Below are 15,858 nucleotides of genomic sequence, written 5' to 3'. Positions count from 1 at the left end.
TCGAGGACTATGAAGCCCTGCTGCCCTGGATCCTCAACGCGACTGAGTAACTGCGCCTACTCGCATCGCAAGGACGTCGTCAATCAAGCGCTTACAGCATTTCGAGCGGGTGTGGTTCCACATCGCGCCGAGCAATATCCGCTCGCAGAAAGGCACCGCAAAACTCGGCGCGACGCTGGCCTACCAGGCCGAACTGGACCTCTCCGGTACACCGGCGCCTTGGCTCTGCTACGAGTTGCCGCGCGAGCGCTGGGCTAGCGTCTCAGGCCGCTAGAAAACGCCTGCCAGCTAGAGGCGAGTAGCAGCGGCGATAACCAGGGATTTACGCGAAGCCGCCAGCGGCCATACAATTGACAATAATTATCAATTGCATGCCAGTACTCCATGGACAAGCCCGCCGATCCCCTGCGTCGCGCCCTGCACGAGCTCTACGTCGATCACCATGGCTGGCTGGTTTCCTGGCTACGCCGCGTGCTGGGCTGCCCGCACAACGCGGCGGATGTCTCCCACGACACCTTCATCCGCCTGCTGCGCTCGCCCGAGCGGCTGGCCGACCTGCGCCAGCCGCGCGCGTTCCTGAGCACCACGGCGCGCCGGCTGATTATCGATGAATCGCGGCGCAAGCGACTGGAAGCGGCCTATCTGGCGGAGCTGGCGCAGCAGAACGAACACTGCGACGGAGCACCTTCACCGGAACGGCTCAATGCCACCCTGGAACTGCTCGAACGCGTCTGCTTCGCCCTCGACGGCCTGGGCGCCAAGGCTCGCGAAGTCTTCCTGTTGCGCTACCTGAGTCAGCTGTCGCAGGCAGAAATCGCCCTGCAGCTGTCGATCTCCGAGCGCATGGTGCGGCGCTACCTGGTGCAGGCGCTGGTGCACTGCAACCAGGCGCTGGATGTCTGAGCCATGAAGGACGAAAGCATCCTGGAGACGGCCGCTGACTGGGTCCTGCGACTGGACGAGAACGACTGCTCCACAAGCGAGCGCCAGGCCTTCGAGCGCTGGTACGCCAGCGACGAGCGCCATCGCCAGGCGGTGGACCAGATGCGCGGGTTGATCGGCCAGCTGCACGGCCTGCAGAACGAACGCCAGGCCGCCGGCATGGCGATTGCCAGCACCTTCGCCAGCAAGCAGCGCCGGGTACCGCGGGCACTCCTCGGGCTGGGGGTTGTCGCGTTCGGACTGGCGGCACTTCTGGCGGCCAATGGCGACTGGCGCCAGGACCTGCAGGCCGACCTCCACACCGCTCCGGGCGAGTGGCGCCGGGAGCGTCTGGCCGACGACTCGGTGCTCCTGCTGGCCGGCAACAGTGCGGTGAAGCTGCATTACGACCAGGGCCAGCGCAGTGTCGAACTGCTGCGCGGCGAAGTGCTGGTGGAGGTCGCACCCGACCCGCAGCGACCGTTCCGGGTCACCACCGCGGACGGCAGCATGCGCGCCCTCGGCACCCGCTTCGTGGTGAACCTCCAGGCGCAGGATACGCAGCTGAGCATGCTGCACTCGCGGGTTTCCGCGCAGAGCGCCGACGGCTCGCGGACCCAGGAGGTTGCCGCCGGCGAGCAGGTGCGCATCACCCGCGACGATGTCCAGTCGCTCGGCAAGGTCGACCCGGCCAGCGTCGACCAGGCCTGGCAGCGGCACCAACTGGTGGTGCGTGACGCCCCGCTGGGCGAAGTGCTCGACCAGTTGTCCCGGCAACAGCGCGGCTACTGGAGTTACGACGATCCGGCCCTGAACCACCTGCGGATTTCCGCCGTCCTGCCGCTGGACGACAGCGCCCGCGCCCTGGCGCTGATCGAGGAGATTCTTCCGGTCAAGGTGCGCCGGTTCACTCCGTGGCTGGTGCGGATCAGCGCGGAAGCGAATCAGGAATAATTATCAGGTGAAAGTGGTTCCGCTTTTTTCGGGCGGCCCGTCATGGAAGACGCCAACCCAAGAAATGGAGCTTCACCTGATGTCGTTCTTCACTCGCAACCAGCCGCGCTGCGGCGGCTCGCTGATCCCCCTGGCACTGGCCGTGCGCCTGGCCCTGCCCCTGCCCCTCGTGGCGGCTGCCGCGCTGCCCTCGGTGGCGCACGCCGAGGCGGCGAGCTTCAACATTCCCGCCGGAGACCTGGGCGAAAGCCTCAACCGCTTCGCCCAGCAGGCCGGCATCGCCATCGTCTACCGCACCGCCGACCTCAAGGGCCTGACCTCGCCGGGCCTGCGGGGCAGCTTCGAGATCGACGAAGGCTTCTCCCGCCTGCTGGCCGGCAGCGGCTACCAGGCTGCCCAGGGCGAGAACGGCTACCAGTTGGTGAAACGCAACGTCGTGGAGCTCAGCGACACCACCATCAGCGCCCAGCGCCTGGGGGCCACCACCGAAGGCAGCCATTCCTATGCCAGCGGAGCCGTCACCATCGGCAAGGGCGCGCACTCCCTGCTGGAAACCCCGCAATCGGTCAGCGTGCTCACCCGCCAGCGCCTGGACGACCAGAACATGAACAACCTGCAGGACGCGATGCGCCAGGCCACCGGCGCCACGGTCAAGACCTACAACACCGGCTCCAGCCTGAATGACGTGTACATGCGCGGCTTCCTGGTGGACCAGGTGCAGGTCGACGGGGTCTCGCAGATCACCGGCCAGGGCGACATGGCCACCAGCTTCGACCTGGCCATGTACGACCGCGTCGAAGTCCTGCGCGGGCCGGGCGGACTGTACGCCGGCTCCGGCGAGCCCGCCGGCACCATCAACCTGGTACGCAAGCGCGCCCTGGACACCTTCGGCCTGAGCGGCGAGGTGGCCGCCGGCTCCTGGGACCGCTACCGCAGCATGGTCGACGTGACCGGCCCGCTGAACGATGAGGGCACGATCCGCGGCCGCTCGGTCATGGCCTATGAGCGCAACAAATCCTTCGTCGACTATGTGCAGAACGAGCGGCCGATGTTCTACGGCCGCCTGGAACTGGACGTGGACCCGAGCACCACCCTGTCCCTGGGCGGCTCTTACCAGAAGAACAACTCCACACCCGCCTTCGGCCTGCCGGCCTATGCCGACGGCACCCTGCTCAACGTACCGCGCTCCACCTACGTCGACGCCAAGTGGAACCGCATGAAGGAGGAAACCTGGGAAGCCTTCTCCGAGCTCGACCACAGCCTCGACAACGGCGGCCAGTGGAAGACCTCGCTGACCTACCGCGACGCCCGCCTGCCCCTGCGCGAATTCAGCTGGACCACCTGGGTGGTCAATCCCGAGACCCAGACTGCCGATGCAGCGCGCTACTCCTACTACGAGCGGATCAAGACCCTGGGCCTGGACAGCTTCGTCACCTCGCCCTTCGACTTCGCCGGGCGTACCCACGAGTTCACCCTGGGCGCGGAATACCAGCACCTGGACAAGGCCTTCACCTACGGCTCCGTGGACCTGGACAACGACGGCTACGCCGACGAGGTGCCCATCGGTATCGACGGCGCCAACGACCTGCCGCGCCTGGACATGCCGCACACCAACTTCAACTTCACCAAGAGCCGCCAGTACGGCCTCTATGGCCGCACCCGGCTGAGCGTGACCGACCGCCTGGACCTGATCCTCGGTTCGCGGGTGAGCTGGTATGACGCCGATGCGAAGAACGCCAATACCTTCTTCGACAACTTCGGCAATCCTTCCAGCCAGATCAACGCCAAGGCCATCCCCTACGGCGCAGTGATCTACAAGCTGAACCCGAGCCTGGCCGCCTACGCCAGCTACACCAGCGTGTTCAAGCCGCAGAGCGAGACCGACGGCAGCGGCCAGAAGATGATCGGCCCGCACGAAGGCAAGCAGTATGAAGTGGGCCTCAAGCAGGAACTGCTCGACGGCCGGCTCAATGCCTCGATCGCCCTGTTCCGCATCTACGACGAAAACCGCGCCCAGTGGAGCGGCAGCCCGGTGAATGCCTACGAGGCCCAGGGCAAGGTGCGCAGCCAGGGCTGGGAGACCGAGCTGAGCGGCAACCTGACCGACAACTGGAGCATCGTCACCGGCTACGCGTTCACCATGACCCGCCTGCTGGAGGACGACCCGAACAACGGCCTGAGCTCGGGCGACACCTACAGCACCATCACGCCCAAGCACAACTTCAACCTGTGGTCCAAGTACGAGTTCCTCGACGGCGCGCTGAAGGGCTTCCATGTGGCCGGCGGCACCCGCGTGGTCAGCGAGACGCTCTACACCCGCAGCAATACCGACTTCGTACAGCCCGGCTATGCCGTCTCCACCGCCCAGCTCGGCTACAAGTTCAATGAGCACCTGAGCTCGACGCTGACCGCCAACAACATTTTCGACCGCAAGTACTACGAGCGCGTCGACAGCGCCTGGGGCTCGAACTTCTACGGCGAACCGCGCAACCTGATGCTGACCCTGCGCGGCACCTACTGAGCACGACCGCTGCGCAACCTACTGCCCATTGGACTCTCACCCTGCTGCGGCGCTCGCCGCAGCCCGGAGTGAGCGTCCGGCAGCGCCGCAGCTCTGTGCAGGGCAGATGGCCGGGCCGGCGGTCGCAGGCGCTGGCAGGCAGAAAAACGTCGCTGCACTGCCTTCCCAAGCGTCACCGGCGCCCGGCAAGATAGGCGCATTCGCCGCCGCGCTTCGGCGGCCGCCTTCTGCCTTGTGCCACCGGAGTCGTATGCAACCGCGCGACCTTGCCGCCTACCTGTTCCTCGCGATCGGCTGGGGGTTGTCCTTTCTCGTGCTGCTCAAGGCCATCGCCGGCTTCGGCTGGGTTGGCGCGGTCAGCTTCCGCGCGCTGATCGCCAGCTTCACGCTGTTCGCGGTGGCCAAGCTGTCCGGGCGCCGGCTGAATTTCGAAGGGCTGTGGAAGCCGCTGTGCGTGGTCGGCGCCACCACGGTGGCCGGCCAGCTGATCGGCATGACCTACGCCACGCCGCGCATCGGCACCGCCATGGCGGCGATCTTCGTCGCCGGCATTCCGCTGTTCTCCATGCTCATCGGCCGCCTCTGGGGGCTGGAGCGCATCACCTGGAGCGGTCTGGGCGGATTGGTGCTGGGCTTCTGCGGCATGGTGCTGCTGGTGGGTTTCCCGGCAGTACCGATCACCCACGAATTCATTCTCGGCAGCGCCGCCTCGGTGTTCGGCGCGGTGTGCGCAGCCTTCGGCAGCAATTACGCGAGCCTCAAGCTGCGTACCGCCGGCCCCTGGGAAGTGACCTGCGGCGCCTTCGGCATCGGCGGCTTGCTCACCCTGCCGTTGCTGATCTGGGTGCCGGTGCCGGGCACGCCGCAGCCCATCGATTTCCTCTTCCTGCTGCTCTGCGGCTGCGTGCTCAGCGCGGTGAACTACGTCGTGTACTTCCAGCTGGTCGCACGCATCGGTGCGACGAAAACCATCAGCGTGGAGTTCGTCGTCACCGTGGTCGCGGTGCTGGTCGGCGCGCTGGTGCTGGGCGAAGCCCTGTCGCTGATGCAGGGCGTGGGCGCGCTGATCATCCTGCTCGGCTGTGCGCTGGTGCTCGGCCTGGTGCCGGGCACCAAGGCACGCGCGGTCAGTTGAGCGGCTGGACCTGGGCCGCGCCAACTGGCGCGTCGTCACGGTCGATCTCCTCCATCGGCAGGCGTGCGGTTTCCCGCAGCAGCCAGGAACACACCGCCACCAGCAACAGGGCCGCCGCGCCATAGAGCGCCACGCCGAACGGGTTGCGCCCGGTGGCGATGAGGATGGCGGTGGCGATGCTCGACGCCGTGCCGCCGCCCAGCGCCGCACCGATCTGGTAGCTGAAGGAAATCCCCGAGTAGCGCATTTCCCGCGGGAACTGCTCGGCGAGGAATGCCGGGATCGGCCCCTGGGTCGCGCCCATGAAGAAGCCCACGGCGATGTATGCCAGCAAAGCCAGCGGCAGGCTGTGCAGGCCGATCAGCGGGAAGAAGGCGAACAGCCCCAGCGCCATGATCGCCGCGCCGAAGATCATCACCGCGCGACGGCCGAAGCGGTCCGACAGGTGCCCGAAGAACGGCGCGGAGGCGACGATGACCACCGACAGCGAGAAGTCGAACAGCAAGGCGTGGCTGCTGCTGTAGCCGATATCGGTCGCGTAGGCGAGGAAGAAGGTGCTGCCGATATAGGCGATGGTGACGTAGCCGAAAGCGATGCCGATGCACAGCAGCAACTCGCGCGGGCGGCGGCGGAAGGCTTCCATCAGCGGCATGCGCGCTTCAGTCTTCGGCGCGACCTTGGGCTGCGGTGTGGTGTTATGCAGGCGCGCATAGAGACCGACCAGCACCAGCAGGCCGCCGAGCCAGAACGGGATGCGCCAGGCGATACCGGAGAGGTCGTCGTCGAAGGCGAAACTGACGATGGCGAACACCGCAGCGCCGAAGATGCCGCCGATGCCGATGCCCATGCTGGTGAAGCTGCCCCACAGGCCACGACGCCCCTTGGGCGCCACCTCGATACCGAACAGCGCTGCCCCGCCCCACTCGCCACCGGCGGCGAAGCCCTGGACCAGGCGCAGCAGTACCAGCAGCACCGGAGCGGCCGCGCCGATGCTGGCGTGGGTGGGCAGGAAGCCGATCAGCAACGTGCTCAGGCCCATCAGCACCAGGGTGGCGACCAGTGCCTTCTGCCGGCCGTAGCGGTCACCCAGGTGGCCGAATACCACGCCGCCCAGCGGCCGGGCGAAGAAGCCGGCGCCGAACGCGGCGAAGGCCACCAGCACGGCGGTCAGGCGGTCCATGCCGGGGAAGAACAGCTGCGGGAAGATCAGCGCGGCGGCGTAGCCGTAGATGACGAAATCGTAGAACTCCAGCGCGGTGCCCATGCCGGAGACGCAGAAGGTGCGGAAGGCCGAGCGCGAGCCGGGGGCGGCGGGCGTGTGGTCGATCATGGCGGTTCACTCTTGTTCTTGTGGCAACACGAAACCCGCGCGGCGGCCGATGGGCTGCCACGGGGCATTAGATTTTGAAGCGGAATCGCTTTGGGCCGGAAAGATGGGTGCCTGGGCTATGCCCTCACCCCAGCCCTCTCCCGCAGGGAGAGGGAGCCGAATGTGCCGGCTGACACCGTTGTTTCAGCCGGCACCGGTCAGTCCCCTCTCCCCCTGGGAGAGGGTTAGGGTGAGGGGCTTTTGCGGCCCGGCGCTCCAGCCCGCAGGGCGCATAACCCGGAACGGGTTATCCGCCGACTGCCTGGCGGCGGATAACGCTGGCGCGTTATGCGCCCTACGAACTCAGCGGCCTTTATCCATCGGTCTCTAGAAGCGCAGGAAGCCTTCATCGGCCAGCTTCTTCGGCGTGCCCGCGACGTACTCCAGCGCACAGCCGACGGTATCCAGGCCAATGCTCAGCAAGGTCTCCCAGCGCTCGGTATCCGGCTCGGACATATCCGGGTGGAAGCACACCACCGCCTGCTCACCGTCGGCACCGCAGAAAGCGTCGGCGCGTTCGCGCAGGGCCTTGCCGGTCATGCCGGCGGTGGCGGCCTTGAGGTGCTCCAGGCGCGCATAGGTGGTGGACACATCTGCCGTACGCTCGCCCCAGCTCAGCTCACCGTCGAGGAAGTGATTGGTATGCAGCAGCCAGCCATCCTCGCGCGGCACCACCACGGCGGTGTGCGCCGGGCTCATCTCGATGCTGGCGGCGCGGGCACGCACATCGTTGCGGGTGAAGACGGTCAGCACGGTGGAGGCACTGACCCGCGCCGAACGCGCCAGGTCGATGGCCTCGGTGACGCTGGTGGCCTCTTCCAGCACGCGGCGGGCGATGGCGTGCACCGGTACGCCGGCGCTGCCGTCGTCACTGGCGTGGTGCAGGATGTTGAAGTGCACGCCCAGCCCTGCGCTGTTCACGCCGATCTTGCCGAGCATGCCGAACTCGGTGAACAGCTTGGCGGTGAGGCCGCTGCTGCCGGTGAAGCCCAGCAGCAGGCCGTGGGGCACCAGGCTGTCGTGCCAGTCCCAGGTCTGCAGGCTGCGCGGCGCCTGGCTGCCTGCCGGGGCGTAGACCGAGGTGGAGCATTCGCCTTCCACCGGCTGCTCGGGCATCACCGCGAGAATTTCGGTACGCGCATTCAGCGCCGCCAGCTGCCACAGCGGCAGTCCGGTACCCAGGGCCAGGCCCTCGACTTCCCTGGCCAGCGCCGGGCACCAGTCGGCCAGCGCCGCCAGGCTGGCTTCGCCGATGGCGCGGGCCTTGTCCAGCTCCACGCCGACGCGCGGGAAGAAATCCAGGTACAGCGCCACGGTCTGGCGGATCTGCCCGGCGAAGGTTTCGCCGATCTGCCGGCCACGCTGCAGCGGGTCGCGGAGGTCGGTGGTGAAGGTGTGAAGGATCACGGCAAGGCTCCTGTTACTGCTTGAACTGTCGAATCAGGGAGTGCTTTGTTAACAACGATCACGGTTTGTCGCTGGAACGACTATAGACTTCGCGGCCGGCGAACCAGGTCTTCAGCACGCGGGTGTCACGCAGCACCTGGGGCTCGACCGTGAACACATCGCGATCGAGCAGGATCAGGTCGGCCTGCTTGCCGGGCTTGAGCGAGCCGATGCTGTTCTCCAGGCGAAGGGTGCGCGCAGCGTTGAGGGTGTAGGCCTGGAACAGGGTCTGCCGATCGATGTCTTCGGCGGCATTGAGCACGCCCTTCGGGCCGACCCGCTGGATTCCCTGGTAGATCGCCTTCCACGGATCGGGCGTGGTGATCGGCCAGTCGCTGGCGCCGGAAATAGTGGCGCCGTTCTTCAGCAGCGAGCGCGCCGGGTACATGTGCAGGAAGGCCATGGCGCTGACATAGGGCTTGACCAGGTCGACGCTGTTCTCGTCGGCGGCGGCCCAGTACAGCTGCATGGCGGCGATCACGTCGAGTGCCTTGAAGCGCGGAAAGTCCTTGGGGTTGACCATCTGCAGGTGGGTGATCGAGTGCGGAATGCCGCTGTGGCGATCCTTGCGTGCCTGCTCGATGCCGTTGAGCGATTCGCGCACCGCGCGGTCGCCGATGGCGTGGATGTGCACCAGCCAGCCACGGGCGTCGGCGGCGCTGACCAGCTCGCCGAAATGTTTCGGGTCGATCAGCAGTTCGCCGTACTTCTTCGAGTTGCTGTAGGGCTCCAGCATCGCCGCGCTCTGCGCCGGCACTTCGGCCACGCCGTCGGCGAAGACCTTGATGCCCGGCAGGGTCAGGTTGGGCACATCGATGAACTGCTGACGCACCTTGTCCAGTTCGTCGAGGTCGGCCGGGGTCGCCTTGGAGTCGGCCATCAGCAGGGCCGCGACGTGAGCGGTCAGCCCGCCCTCTTCCGCCAGCAGCTTGTAGGCCGGCAGCACGCCAACGGAATCGTTGTGGATGTCGCCGCCGGGGTTCTCGTTGGCCAGGGGCTCCATCCAGGCGGTGATGCCCAGTTCGTGGTAATAGCTCTGCGCGCCCTTCAGCGCCTTGAGCAGCTCCTCGTCACTCGCCAGCGGCAGCATGGCCTGCACCGGGTAGAGGCCGGCATCCACCAGGAAGCCGTTCGGTTTGCCGTCGGCGCCATGGCCGATAGTGGCCTGCTCCTCGCCCTTGAGCGACCGGACCTTGGCCGCGTCGATGCCGGCGAGGTCGAGCAGTGCCTGGTTGGCCCAGCCGGTGTGGTAGTCGCCGCCGGCCAGGAGGATCGGCTGCTTCGCCCATTCACCCTGGTTGAAGCGCTGCTGCAGTTCGCCGAGCTCGTCCCAGTAGGCCGTGGGCACGCCGCCGACATAGAGGAACTGGCCACTCCGCGCGCGGCCGTCGTCGCGCCACTGGCGCAGTTTGCTCTCGAATTCGGCCAGCGGCAGGTCCTGGTTGTCCAGGTTGGCCTGGAGCATCTGCAGGCCGCCCTTGACCAGATGGGTGTGGGAGTCGATGAAGCCGGGCATCAGCACCTGGCCGTGCAGGTCGATGACCTGCGTTGCCGGCTGCTGGAGCTTGAGGATCTGCGCGTCGGAACCCACCGCGAGGATGCGGCCGTTCTCCACCGCTACTGCCTGTTGCAGCGCCTGTCCAGGCTCGGCGGTGTAGACCTTGCCACCATGGAGAATCAGGTCAGCGGCGGCCATCGTTTCCATTGAGGAAAAAGCGCAAGCCGCCGACACCAGCGCCGGAATCAGTAGTTTCATCGCAGAGCCTTCGTTATTGTTGATCTGCGATGAAGGTTAAGCAAAAGCCCCGGCGGCTTTAACACCGACTTGCCGCACAACTTCTGTTCCTGTCAGGAAGCAATACCAGGAAGCAATCCATGGACAAGATGACCGCCCTCACCATGTTCGTCGCCACCGCCGAGCATGGCGGCTTCAGCCGCGCCGCCGAACAACTGGGCAAGACCCCGTCGGCGATCACCAAGGGGGTGGCGCAACTGGAAGCCGAGCTGGGCCAGCGCCTGTTCGAGCGCACCACTCGGCGCATGGCGCTGACCGAGGCCGGGCATATCTACCTGGAAGGCGCGCGCTCGGCGCTGATGCAACTGCAACGCGCCAGCGAGGAAGTCGAGCAGTTGCAGACCGAGCTGCGCGGCAGCCTGCGCATCGTCTCGCCACCCTCCTTCGCCCCGGCCTTCTTCAACGCGGTGTGCTGCCGATTCCTGCGCGAGCACCCGCAGGTGCGCCTGGAGGTGGACCTGCTGGACGAGTTCGTCGACCTGGTGGAAGGCGGCTACGACATCGCCCTGCGCGACGGCCCCATCGACCTGCCGGACGTGATCGCCCAGCCGCTGCTGGAGAACCGCCTGATGCTCTGCGCCAGCCCCGGGTACCTCGCGGAAAAGGGGCTGGAGGTGACGCTGGAGAATTACGAACAGCACGACTGGCTGATCTTCCGCCACCCGCTGCTGAACCGGAACTTCTGGTGGGTGCAGAAGGACGGCGAACGCATCCGCATCCGCCAGCCGGTGCCGCGCATCGCCAGCGACAACTACGACTTCCTCCTCGCGTGCCTGCTCGATGGCCAGGGCCTGCAGTTCCTCCCGCAATGGAGCGCGCTGCCCTACCTGGAAAGCGGCGAGCTGGTGGAACAGCTACCCGACTGCTGGCGCGACCAGAGCGCCTTCGGGCCCTGGGTGCATGTGCTGTACCTGCCGCACCGGCGCAGCACGCGCAAGGTGCGGGTATTCATCGAGTACCTGCGCGAGCACCTGCAGGGGAAAGGGTTGAGCTGATCGGCGCGGTGCCCCTGCCCATCCTGCCGGCAGACTCCCAGCATTCTCGCTAGCGTAGGAGCAACTGTCTTTGTTCCGGAAATCTGTGCCTGGATTTCCCTCTCCCTTCAGGGAGAGGGAACGCGCTGGCACGGTATTCACGTAGGAGCGGGCCCTGTCCGCGAAATCCCCCGCGGCGGAATTCATCCTTGCAGGGGTACGCCGAGGTGCAGCGCTCATCAGCGGGAGCACGCCATCCGCGCAATCGCGGGCGCTGCCCGCTGAAACGGGGGCCGGGACCTACACCAACCGCTGCTCCCGCAGGTAACCGCGCAGGTGTTCGATGAACGCGCTGATCTTGCGCGTCGCCCGCCGCGTGCTCGGGTATACCGCCAGCAGCTCCGAACCCAGCGCCTTGGGATGGAAGTGGCAATCGTCGAGGATCGTCCGCAGCCGTCCATCGCGCAGGTACGGCAGCACGCTCCAGTACGGGCAAGGCAGCACTCCCTGCCCCGCCAGGCAGGCTTCCACCAGCAGTTCCTGGTTGTCGCTGTTCAGCCTCCCGCTGCGTGGCAGCAGCAGTCGCTCGCCGGCTCGCTCGATCAGCCAGCTCTCGCCCAGCGCCGGATGGCGATAGACCAGGCACTCGTGCTCCACCAGTTGTTCCGGCCGGTGCGGCACGCCGTGGCGCTCCAGGTATCCGGGGCTGGCGCAGAACACGATGCGGCTCTCCCCCACCGGCTGCGCGATCAGCCCCGGCAGGTCGCTGTGCCCAAGGCGCAGGGCGAGGTCGTAGCGGCCATCGAGCATGTCGATATAGGCGTCGGTGAGGTCTACCTGCAGGCTCATGTCCGGGTGCTGCTGCAGGAAGCTCGCGCAGGCGCCATTGAGGAACGGCCGGCCGAACGCCAGCGGGCCATTGATCCGCAGGCGTCCCTTGAGGCTGTGGTGCAGCTGGGCGATTTCCTCCTCCGACTCGCGCATGCGCTCCAGCACCTCCCGCGCGGTTTCCAGGTAGAGCTGCCCGGCCTCGGTCAACGCCATGCTGCGGGTGGTGCGCTCGAACAGCCGCGCGCCGACCTCCTGCTCCAGTTGCCCGATGGATTTGGCGACAGCGGAAGGTGTCCTGCCCAGCTCTTCGGCAGCGCGGCTGAAGCTACCCAGTTCGGCGCTGATGACGAAGAGCTGCAGGCTGTTGAGCTTGTCCACGATTGAGTCCGAAATTTCCCAAGTGTTGTTCCGAGGTGCCGCTTACTCGTCGAGCGGAAGGACCTTAGCCTCTGCGCAACGTCAACAGGAATCAAGCGGCACGCGGTTCGCCGAGAAAAGCCGTGCCGCTCACTCGCCGAGCATTTTGAACTCATAAATGAAAATAAGCGGCCTTGTCAGCCTGGCGCTGCCACCCGCCGGGCTGCAGCGGCACGACCGGTGACGGGCTTGGCAAGTCTGCCTCGTCGCCGCGGCGAGAACCGCTGCGCCGTGGACGAGCAGCCCCGATCCGGGCGATACGCCCCTCTGCGAAGAGGCGCCGCTCGCCCCCGCCAACCCCTGGGCCGCACCCTTCCGTCCTACCTGGAGCCACCATGTCCACCACCGCCGAGCTGATCATCACCCACGCCGACATCCGCACCCAGGACGCCCGCCGTCCGCGCGCCGAGGCCATCGCCATCCGCGCCGGGCGCATCATGGCGGTCGACAGCAATGCCCGCATCGAAGCGCTGGCCGATGCTGCCACGCGCCGCATCGATGCCGGCGGGCGCCTGATGCTGCCAGGCCTGCAGGACACCCACGTGCACTTCCAGCTCAGTGCCGCCGACCTCTACCACAACGCCTCGCTGTACGACGCCACCACCCTCGACGAGCTGCTGGAGACCATTCGCGCCTTCGCCCAGGCGCACCCGGAAAAGCCCTGGATTCGCGGTGTCGGTTTCTCCTCCGCGCGCTTCAGCCCCGAGCAGCTCACCAGGGAGTTGCTCGACAGCGTCACCGACGGCCGCCCGGCACTGATGTTCGCCAGCGACTACCACAACGGCTGGGCCAACAGCGCCGCCTTCGAACTGGCCGGCGTCAGGCCCGGCAGCGCAGAACCGGACAACGGCGAATACCTGCGCCTGGCCGACGGCACCCCGAAGGGCTGGCTGGTGGAAGACGCCATCTGGGCGATGAACCGCATCGCTCCCGGCTATACCGAGGACGACTACCTGCGGGCCATGGCGCACTACAGCAAGGCCTTCAACGCCCGCGGCATCACCGGCGTGCTGGATGCCATGGCCGCGCGCAACTACCTGAAGAACTACCAGACTTCCTTCGAGCGCGACGAGCTCACCCTGCGTGTCTGCGCCACCTCGAAGATCTTCGCGCACAAGCCGCTGGACGAGCAGATGGCCGAGCTCAAGGACCTGCGCGCCACCTATGCCAGCGAGCGCGTGCGCCTGCATTCGGCGAAGTTCTTCCTCGACGGCGTACTGGAGAACGGCACGGCGGTGCTCGCCGCACCGCGCAGCGACACCGGTGGCAACGCCGAGCTGATGTTCAGCCAGGAGCAGATCGACGAGTTCTTCAGCGCGTTCGACCGCGAGGGCTTCCAGATCCACGTGCACAGCATTGGCGATGGCGCCGTGCGTGCCGCGCTGGACGGCCTGGAGATCGCCCGTCAACGCAATGGCCAGTGGGATTCGCGCCACCAGCTGGCGCACCTGCAGGTGGTCGATCCGACGGATATCCCGCGTTTCAGGCAGCTCGGCGTGCTGGCCAACTATCAGACGCTCTGGGCGCAACCCAACCCCGAGGCCGATGCCATCGTCGAGGCCATGATCGGCCCCGAGCGCAGCCAATACATCTACCCGCTGGGCGAGTTCGTCCGCCAGGGCGCGACCTGCATGCTCAGCAGCGACTGGGGCGTGACCGGCTACGACCCGTTCCAGATCATCCAGTGCGCCCTCACCCGGCAGAACCCGGCGCTGGGCTCAGGCAGCCCGGTGCAGACCGCCCAGCACCGCATCGGCATCGACGACGCGATTCGCGGCTACACCGTAAACGCCGCCCACGCCGCCTGGCGCGACGACTGCACCGGCAGCCTGGAACCGGGCAAGTACGCCGACCTGATCCTGCTCGACCGCGACCTCTACGCCATCTCGCCCTACGAGATAGGCCAGACGCAGGTACTGCTGACATTGCTGGAAGGCCGCGAAGTGCACCGCGACCCCAGCTTCACCGGTTGATTACCCGGCCCGCGCGACCGCGGGCCATTCCATCCCGCATCCCGATAACAAGAACAACGGAGTTCGCTCATGGGCGTTGCAGTTCCCCACGATGGCGCGCAGCTCAAGCGCACGCTCGACCTGAAAGACCTGGTGGCCTATGGCATGGCCTACATCGCGCCGATGGCGCCGCTCACCACCTTCGGTTTCGTCTGGGATGCCTCCGGCGGGCTGATCGCGCTGGCCTACCTGCTGGGCGCGATCTGCATGTACTTCACCGCGCAGAGCTACGCCACGCTGTCAGCCCAGGTGCAGAGCGCAGGCTCGGTGTATGGCTTCGCGCGGTACAGCCTGGGCGAGCTGCCGGGCTTCGTCGCCGGCTGGCTGATCCTGCTGGACTACCTGCTGATCCCGGCGCTGGTGTTCCTGATCATGTCGGTGGGCCTGCAGATTCTCGTTCCCGGCCTGGACCGCGCGCTGTGCCTGGTGCTGCTGGTGGCGCTGTCGCTGGGCATCAACTGGTTCGGCGTTGCCGTCACCACGCGGGTCAGCATGGTCTCGGTAGTGCTGCAGTTCACCGTGATGTTCGGCCTGCTTGGGTTGGCGCTGTTCGCCCTGTCCCAGGGCAAGGGCGCGGGCACGCTGAGCGCCGCGCCCTTCTTCGACAGCGCCAGTTTCGATCTCGGCAAGGTGTTTACCGCCACCTCGATCTGCGTGCTGTCGTTCCTCGGCTTCGACGCCATTTCCACCCTCGCCGAGGAAGTGAAGGACAACGACCGCCGCCTGGTCGGCCGTGCCATCCTGCTGGTGCTGCTCATCTGCGCCACGCTGTTCGTGGTAACCACCTGGGTACTGGGCAACCTGATGCCGGGCGTGACTATCAAGGACGCCTCGGCGGCCATCTACGAACTGACCTCGACCCAGGTCGGCCCCTGGCTTGCCCTGCTGCTGGCGTGGGTGATCGCGGTGATGGTCGGCCTGACCAACGCCCTGCCGATGCAGGTCGGCGTGTCCCGCGTGCTCTTCGCCATGAGCCGCGACCGCCAGCTGCCGGCGCTGTTCGCCCGCCTGCACCGCAGACACGGCACGCCGCACGTGGCGCTGGTGCTGTCGACGCTGCTGTCGCTGGGCATCGCCCTGGCGATGTGCGAACGCATCGACACTCTCGCGTCCTTCGTCAACTTCGGCGCCCTGACCGCCTTCGTCCTGCTGCACCTGTCGGTGCTGGTCAAGTTCGGTATCCAGGGCCGCAGCCGGCGCTGGTTCGCCCATTGGCTGGTGCCCATCGTGGGTATCGCGGTGGTGCTGACGGTGCTCTGCGGGATGGATGTGCACGCGCTGGCCCTGGGCAGCGCGTGGCTGGTGATCGGCGTGCTCTACGGGCTTTACCTGCGCGGCAAGGGGCGTGTGGCGCTGAGCGTGTGAGCCGCAGACAAGCCTGACGAGGGTGCGGCAGCGGGCCGATCGCGGACGGAGTCCGCTCCTACGCAAGCCGGATGGCTGAGGCATTCCCCCGCAGGAGCGGACTCCGTCCGCGATGGAT

11 protein-coding genes are annotated in these 15,858 nt (G+C 66.8%); 7 read left to right on the top strand and 4 right to left on the bottom strand.

The genetic code is table 11. The features are described 5' to 3' along the window. Positions 1 to 384 precede the first annotated feature (384 nt). The 4 genes from HNP46_RS32660 to HNP46_RS32645 all read left to right on the top strand — a co-directional run bounded on the left by HNP46_RS32660 (position 385) and on the right by HNP46_RS32645 (position 5,531). Positions 385 to 903 (top strand): sigma-70 family RNA polymerase sigma factor, encoded by a 519-nt coding sequence (locus HNP46_RS32660; RefSeq protein WP_184597485.1) that lies wholly within the window; start codon positions 385 to 387, stop codon positions 901 to 903. 3 nt (positions 904 to 906) lie between these two features. Further along, entirely contained in the window at positions 907 to 1,875 is a 969-nt protein-coding gene (locus tag HNP46_RS32655) for a FecR family protein (protein ID WP_184597483.1), read from the top strand. Between the two features lie 79 nt (positions 1,876 to 1,954). Next, the gene (locus HNP46_RS32650) at positions 1,955 to 4,396 is read left to right on the top strand and encodes a TonB-dependent siderophore receptor (RefSeq protein WP_184597481.1); all 2,442 of its coding nucleotides are present in this window, start codon (positions 1,955 to 1,957) and stop codon (positions 4,394 to 4,396) included. A gap of 250 nt (positions 4,397 to 4,646) precedes the next feature. Beyond that, positions 4,647 to 5,531: a DMT family transporter gene (locus tag HNP46_RS32645; protein WP_184597479.1), complete on the top strand. Its 885-nt coding sequence runs from the start codon at positions 4,647 to 4,649 to the stop codon at positions 5,529 to 5,531. Here the strand turns inward: HNP46_RS32645 and HNP46_RS32640 are convergent. The 3 genes from HNP46_RS32640 to HNP46_RS32630 all read right to left on the bottom strand — a co-directional run bounded on the left by HNP46_RS32640 (position 5,524) and on the right by HNP46_RS32630 (position 10,102). Continuing rightward, positions 5,524 to 6,861 carry an MFS transporter gene (locus tag HNP46_RS32640; RefSeq protein ID WP_184597477.1) on the bottom strand — a complete coding sequence of 446 codons (1,338 nt, stop codon included), beginning with the start codon at positions 6,859 to 6,861 and terminating at the stop codon, positions 5,524 to 5,526. The genes HNP46_RS32645 and HNP46_RS32640 overlap by 8 nt on opposite strands. 366 nt (positions 6,862 to 7,227) lie before the next feature. Continuing rightward, entirely contained in the window at positions 7,228 to 8,307 is a 1,080-nt protein-coding gene (locus HNP46_RS32635) for a C45 family autoproteolytic acyltransferase/hydolase (protein WP_184597475.1), read from the bottom strand. A gap of 58 nt (positions 8,308 to 8,365) precedes the next feature. Continuing rightward, positions 8,366 to 10,102, bottom strand: coding sequence for an amidohydrolase (locus HNP46_RS32630; RefSeq protein ID WP_184597473.1), 1,737 nt, complete (start codon positions 10,100 to 10,102; stop codon positions 8,366 to 8,368). A gap of 119 nt (positions 10,103 to 10,221) precedes the next feature. On the opposite strand from HNP46_RS32630, the gene HNP46_RS32625 reads away from it, so the two are divergent. Continuing rightward, complete coding sequence (locus HNP46_RS32625; RefSeq protein WP_184597471.1) at positions 10,222 to 11,136, top strand: LysR family transcriptional regulator; 915 nt, start codon at positions 10,222 to 10,224, stop codon at positions 11,134 to 11,136. 279 nt (positions 11,137 to 11,415) lie between these two features. Here the strand turns inward: HNP46_RS32625 and HNP46_RS32620 are convergent, their stop codons facing one another. Further along, positions 11,416 to 12,324 (bottom strand): LysR family transcriptional regulator, encoded by a 909-nt coding sequence (locus HNP46_RS32620; protein ID WP_184597469.1) that lies wholly within the window; start codon positions 12,322 to 12,324, stop codon positions 11,416 to 11,418. A gap of 374 nt (positions 12,325 to 12,698) precedes the next feature. Here HNP46_RS32620 and HNP46_RS32615 point away from each other — a divergent pair, with 374 nt between their 5' ends. Both HNP46_RS32615 and HNP46_RS32610 read left to right on the top strand, forming a co-directional pair. After that, the gene (locus HNP46_RS32615; protein WP_184597467.1) at positions 12,699 to 14,336 is read left to right on the top strand and encodes an amidohydrolase; all 1,638 of its coding nucleotides are present in this window, start codon (positions 12,699 to 12,701) and stop codon (positions 14,334 to 14,336) included. 69 nt (positions 14,337 to 14,405) lie between these two features. Beyond that, entirely contained in the window at positions 14,406 to 15,740 is a 1,335-nt protein-coding gene (locus tag HNP46_RS32610) for an APC family permease (RefSeq protein ID WP_184597464.1), read from the top strand. Positions 15,741 to 15,858 lie beyond the last annotated feature (118 nt).

Source organism: Pseudomonas nitroreducens (genome assembly GCF_014204515.1).
GTDB classification, from domain to species: Bacteria; Pseudomonadota; Gammaproteobacteria; order Pseudomonadales; family Pseudomonadaceae; genus Pseudomonas; species Pseudomonas nitritireducens_A.
This window is presented reverse-complemented; position numbering and strand designations above follow the sequence as displayed.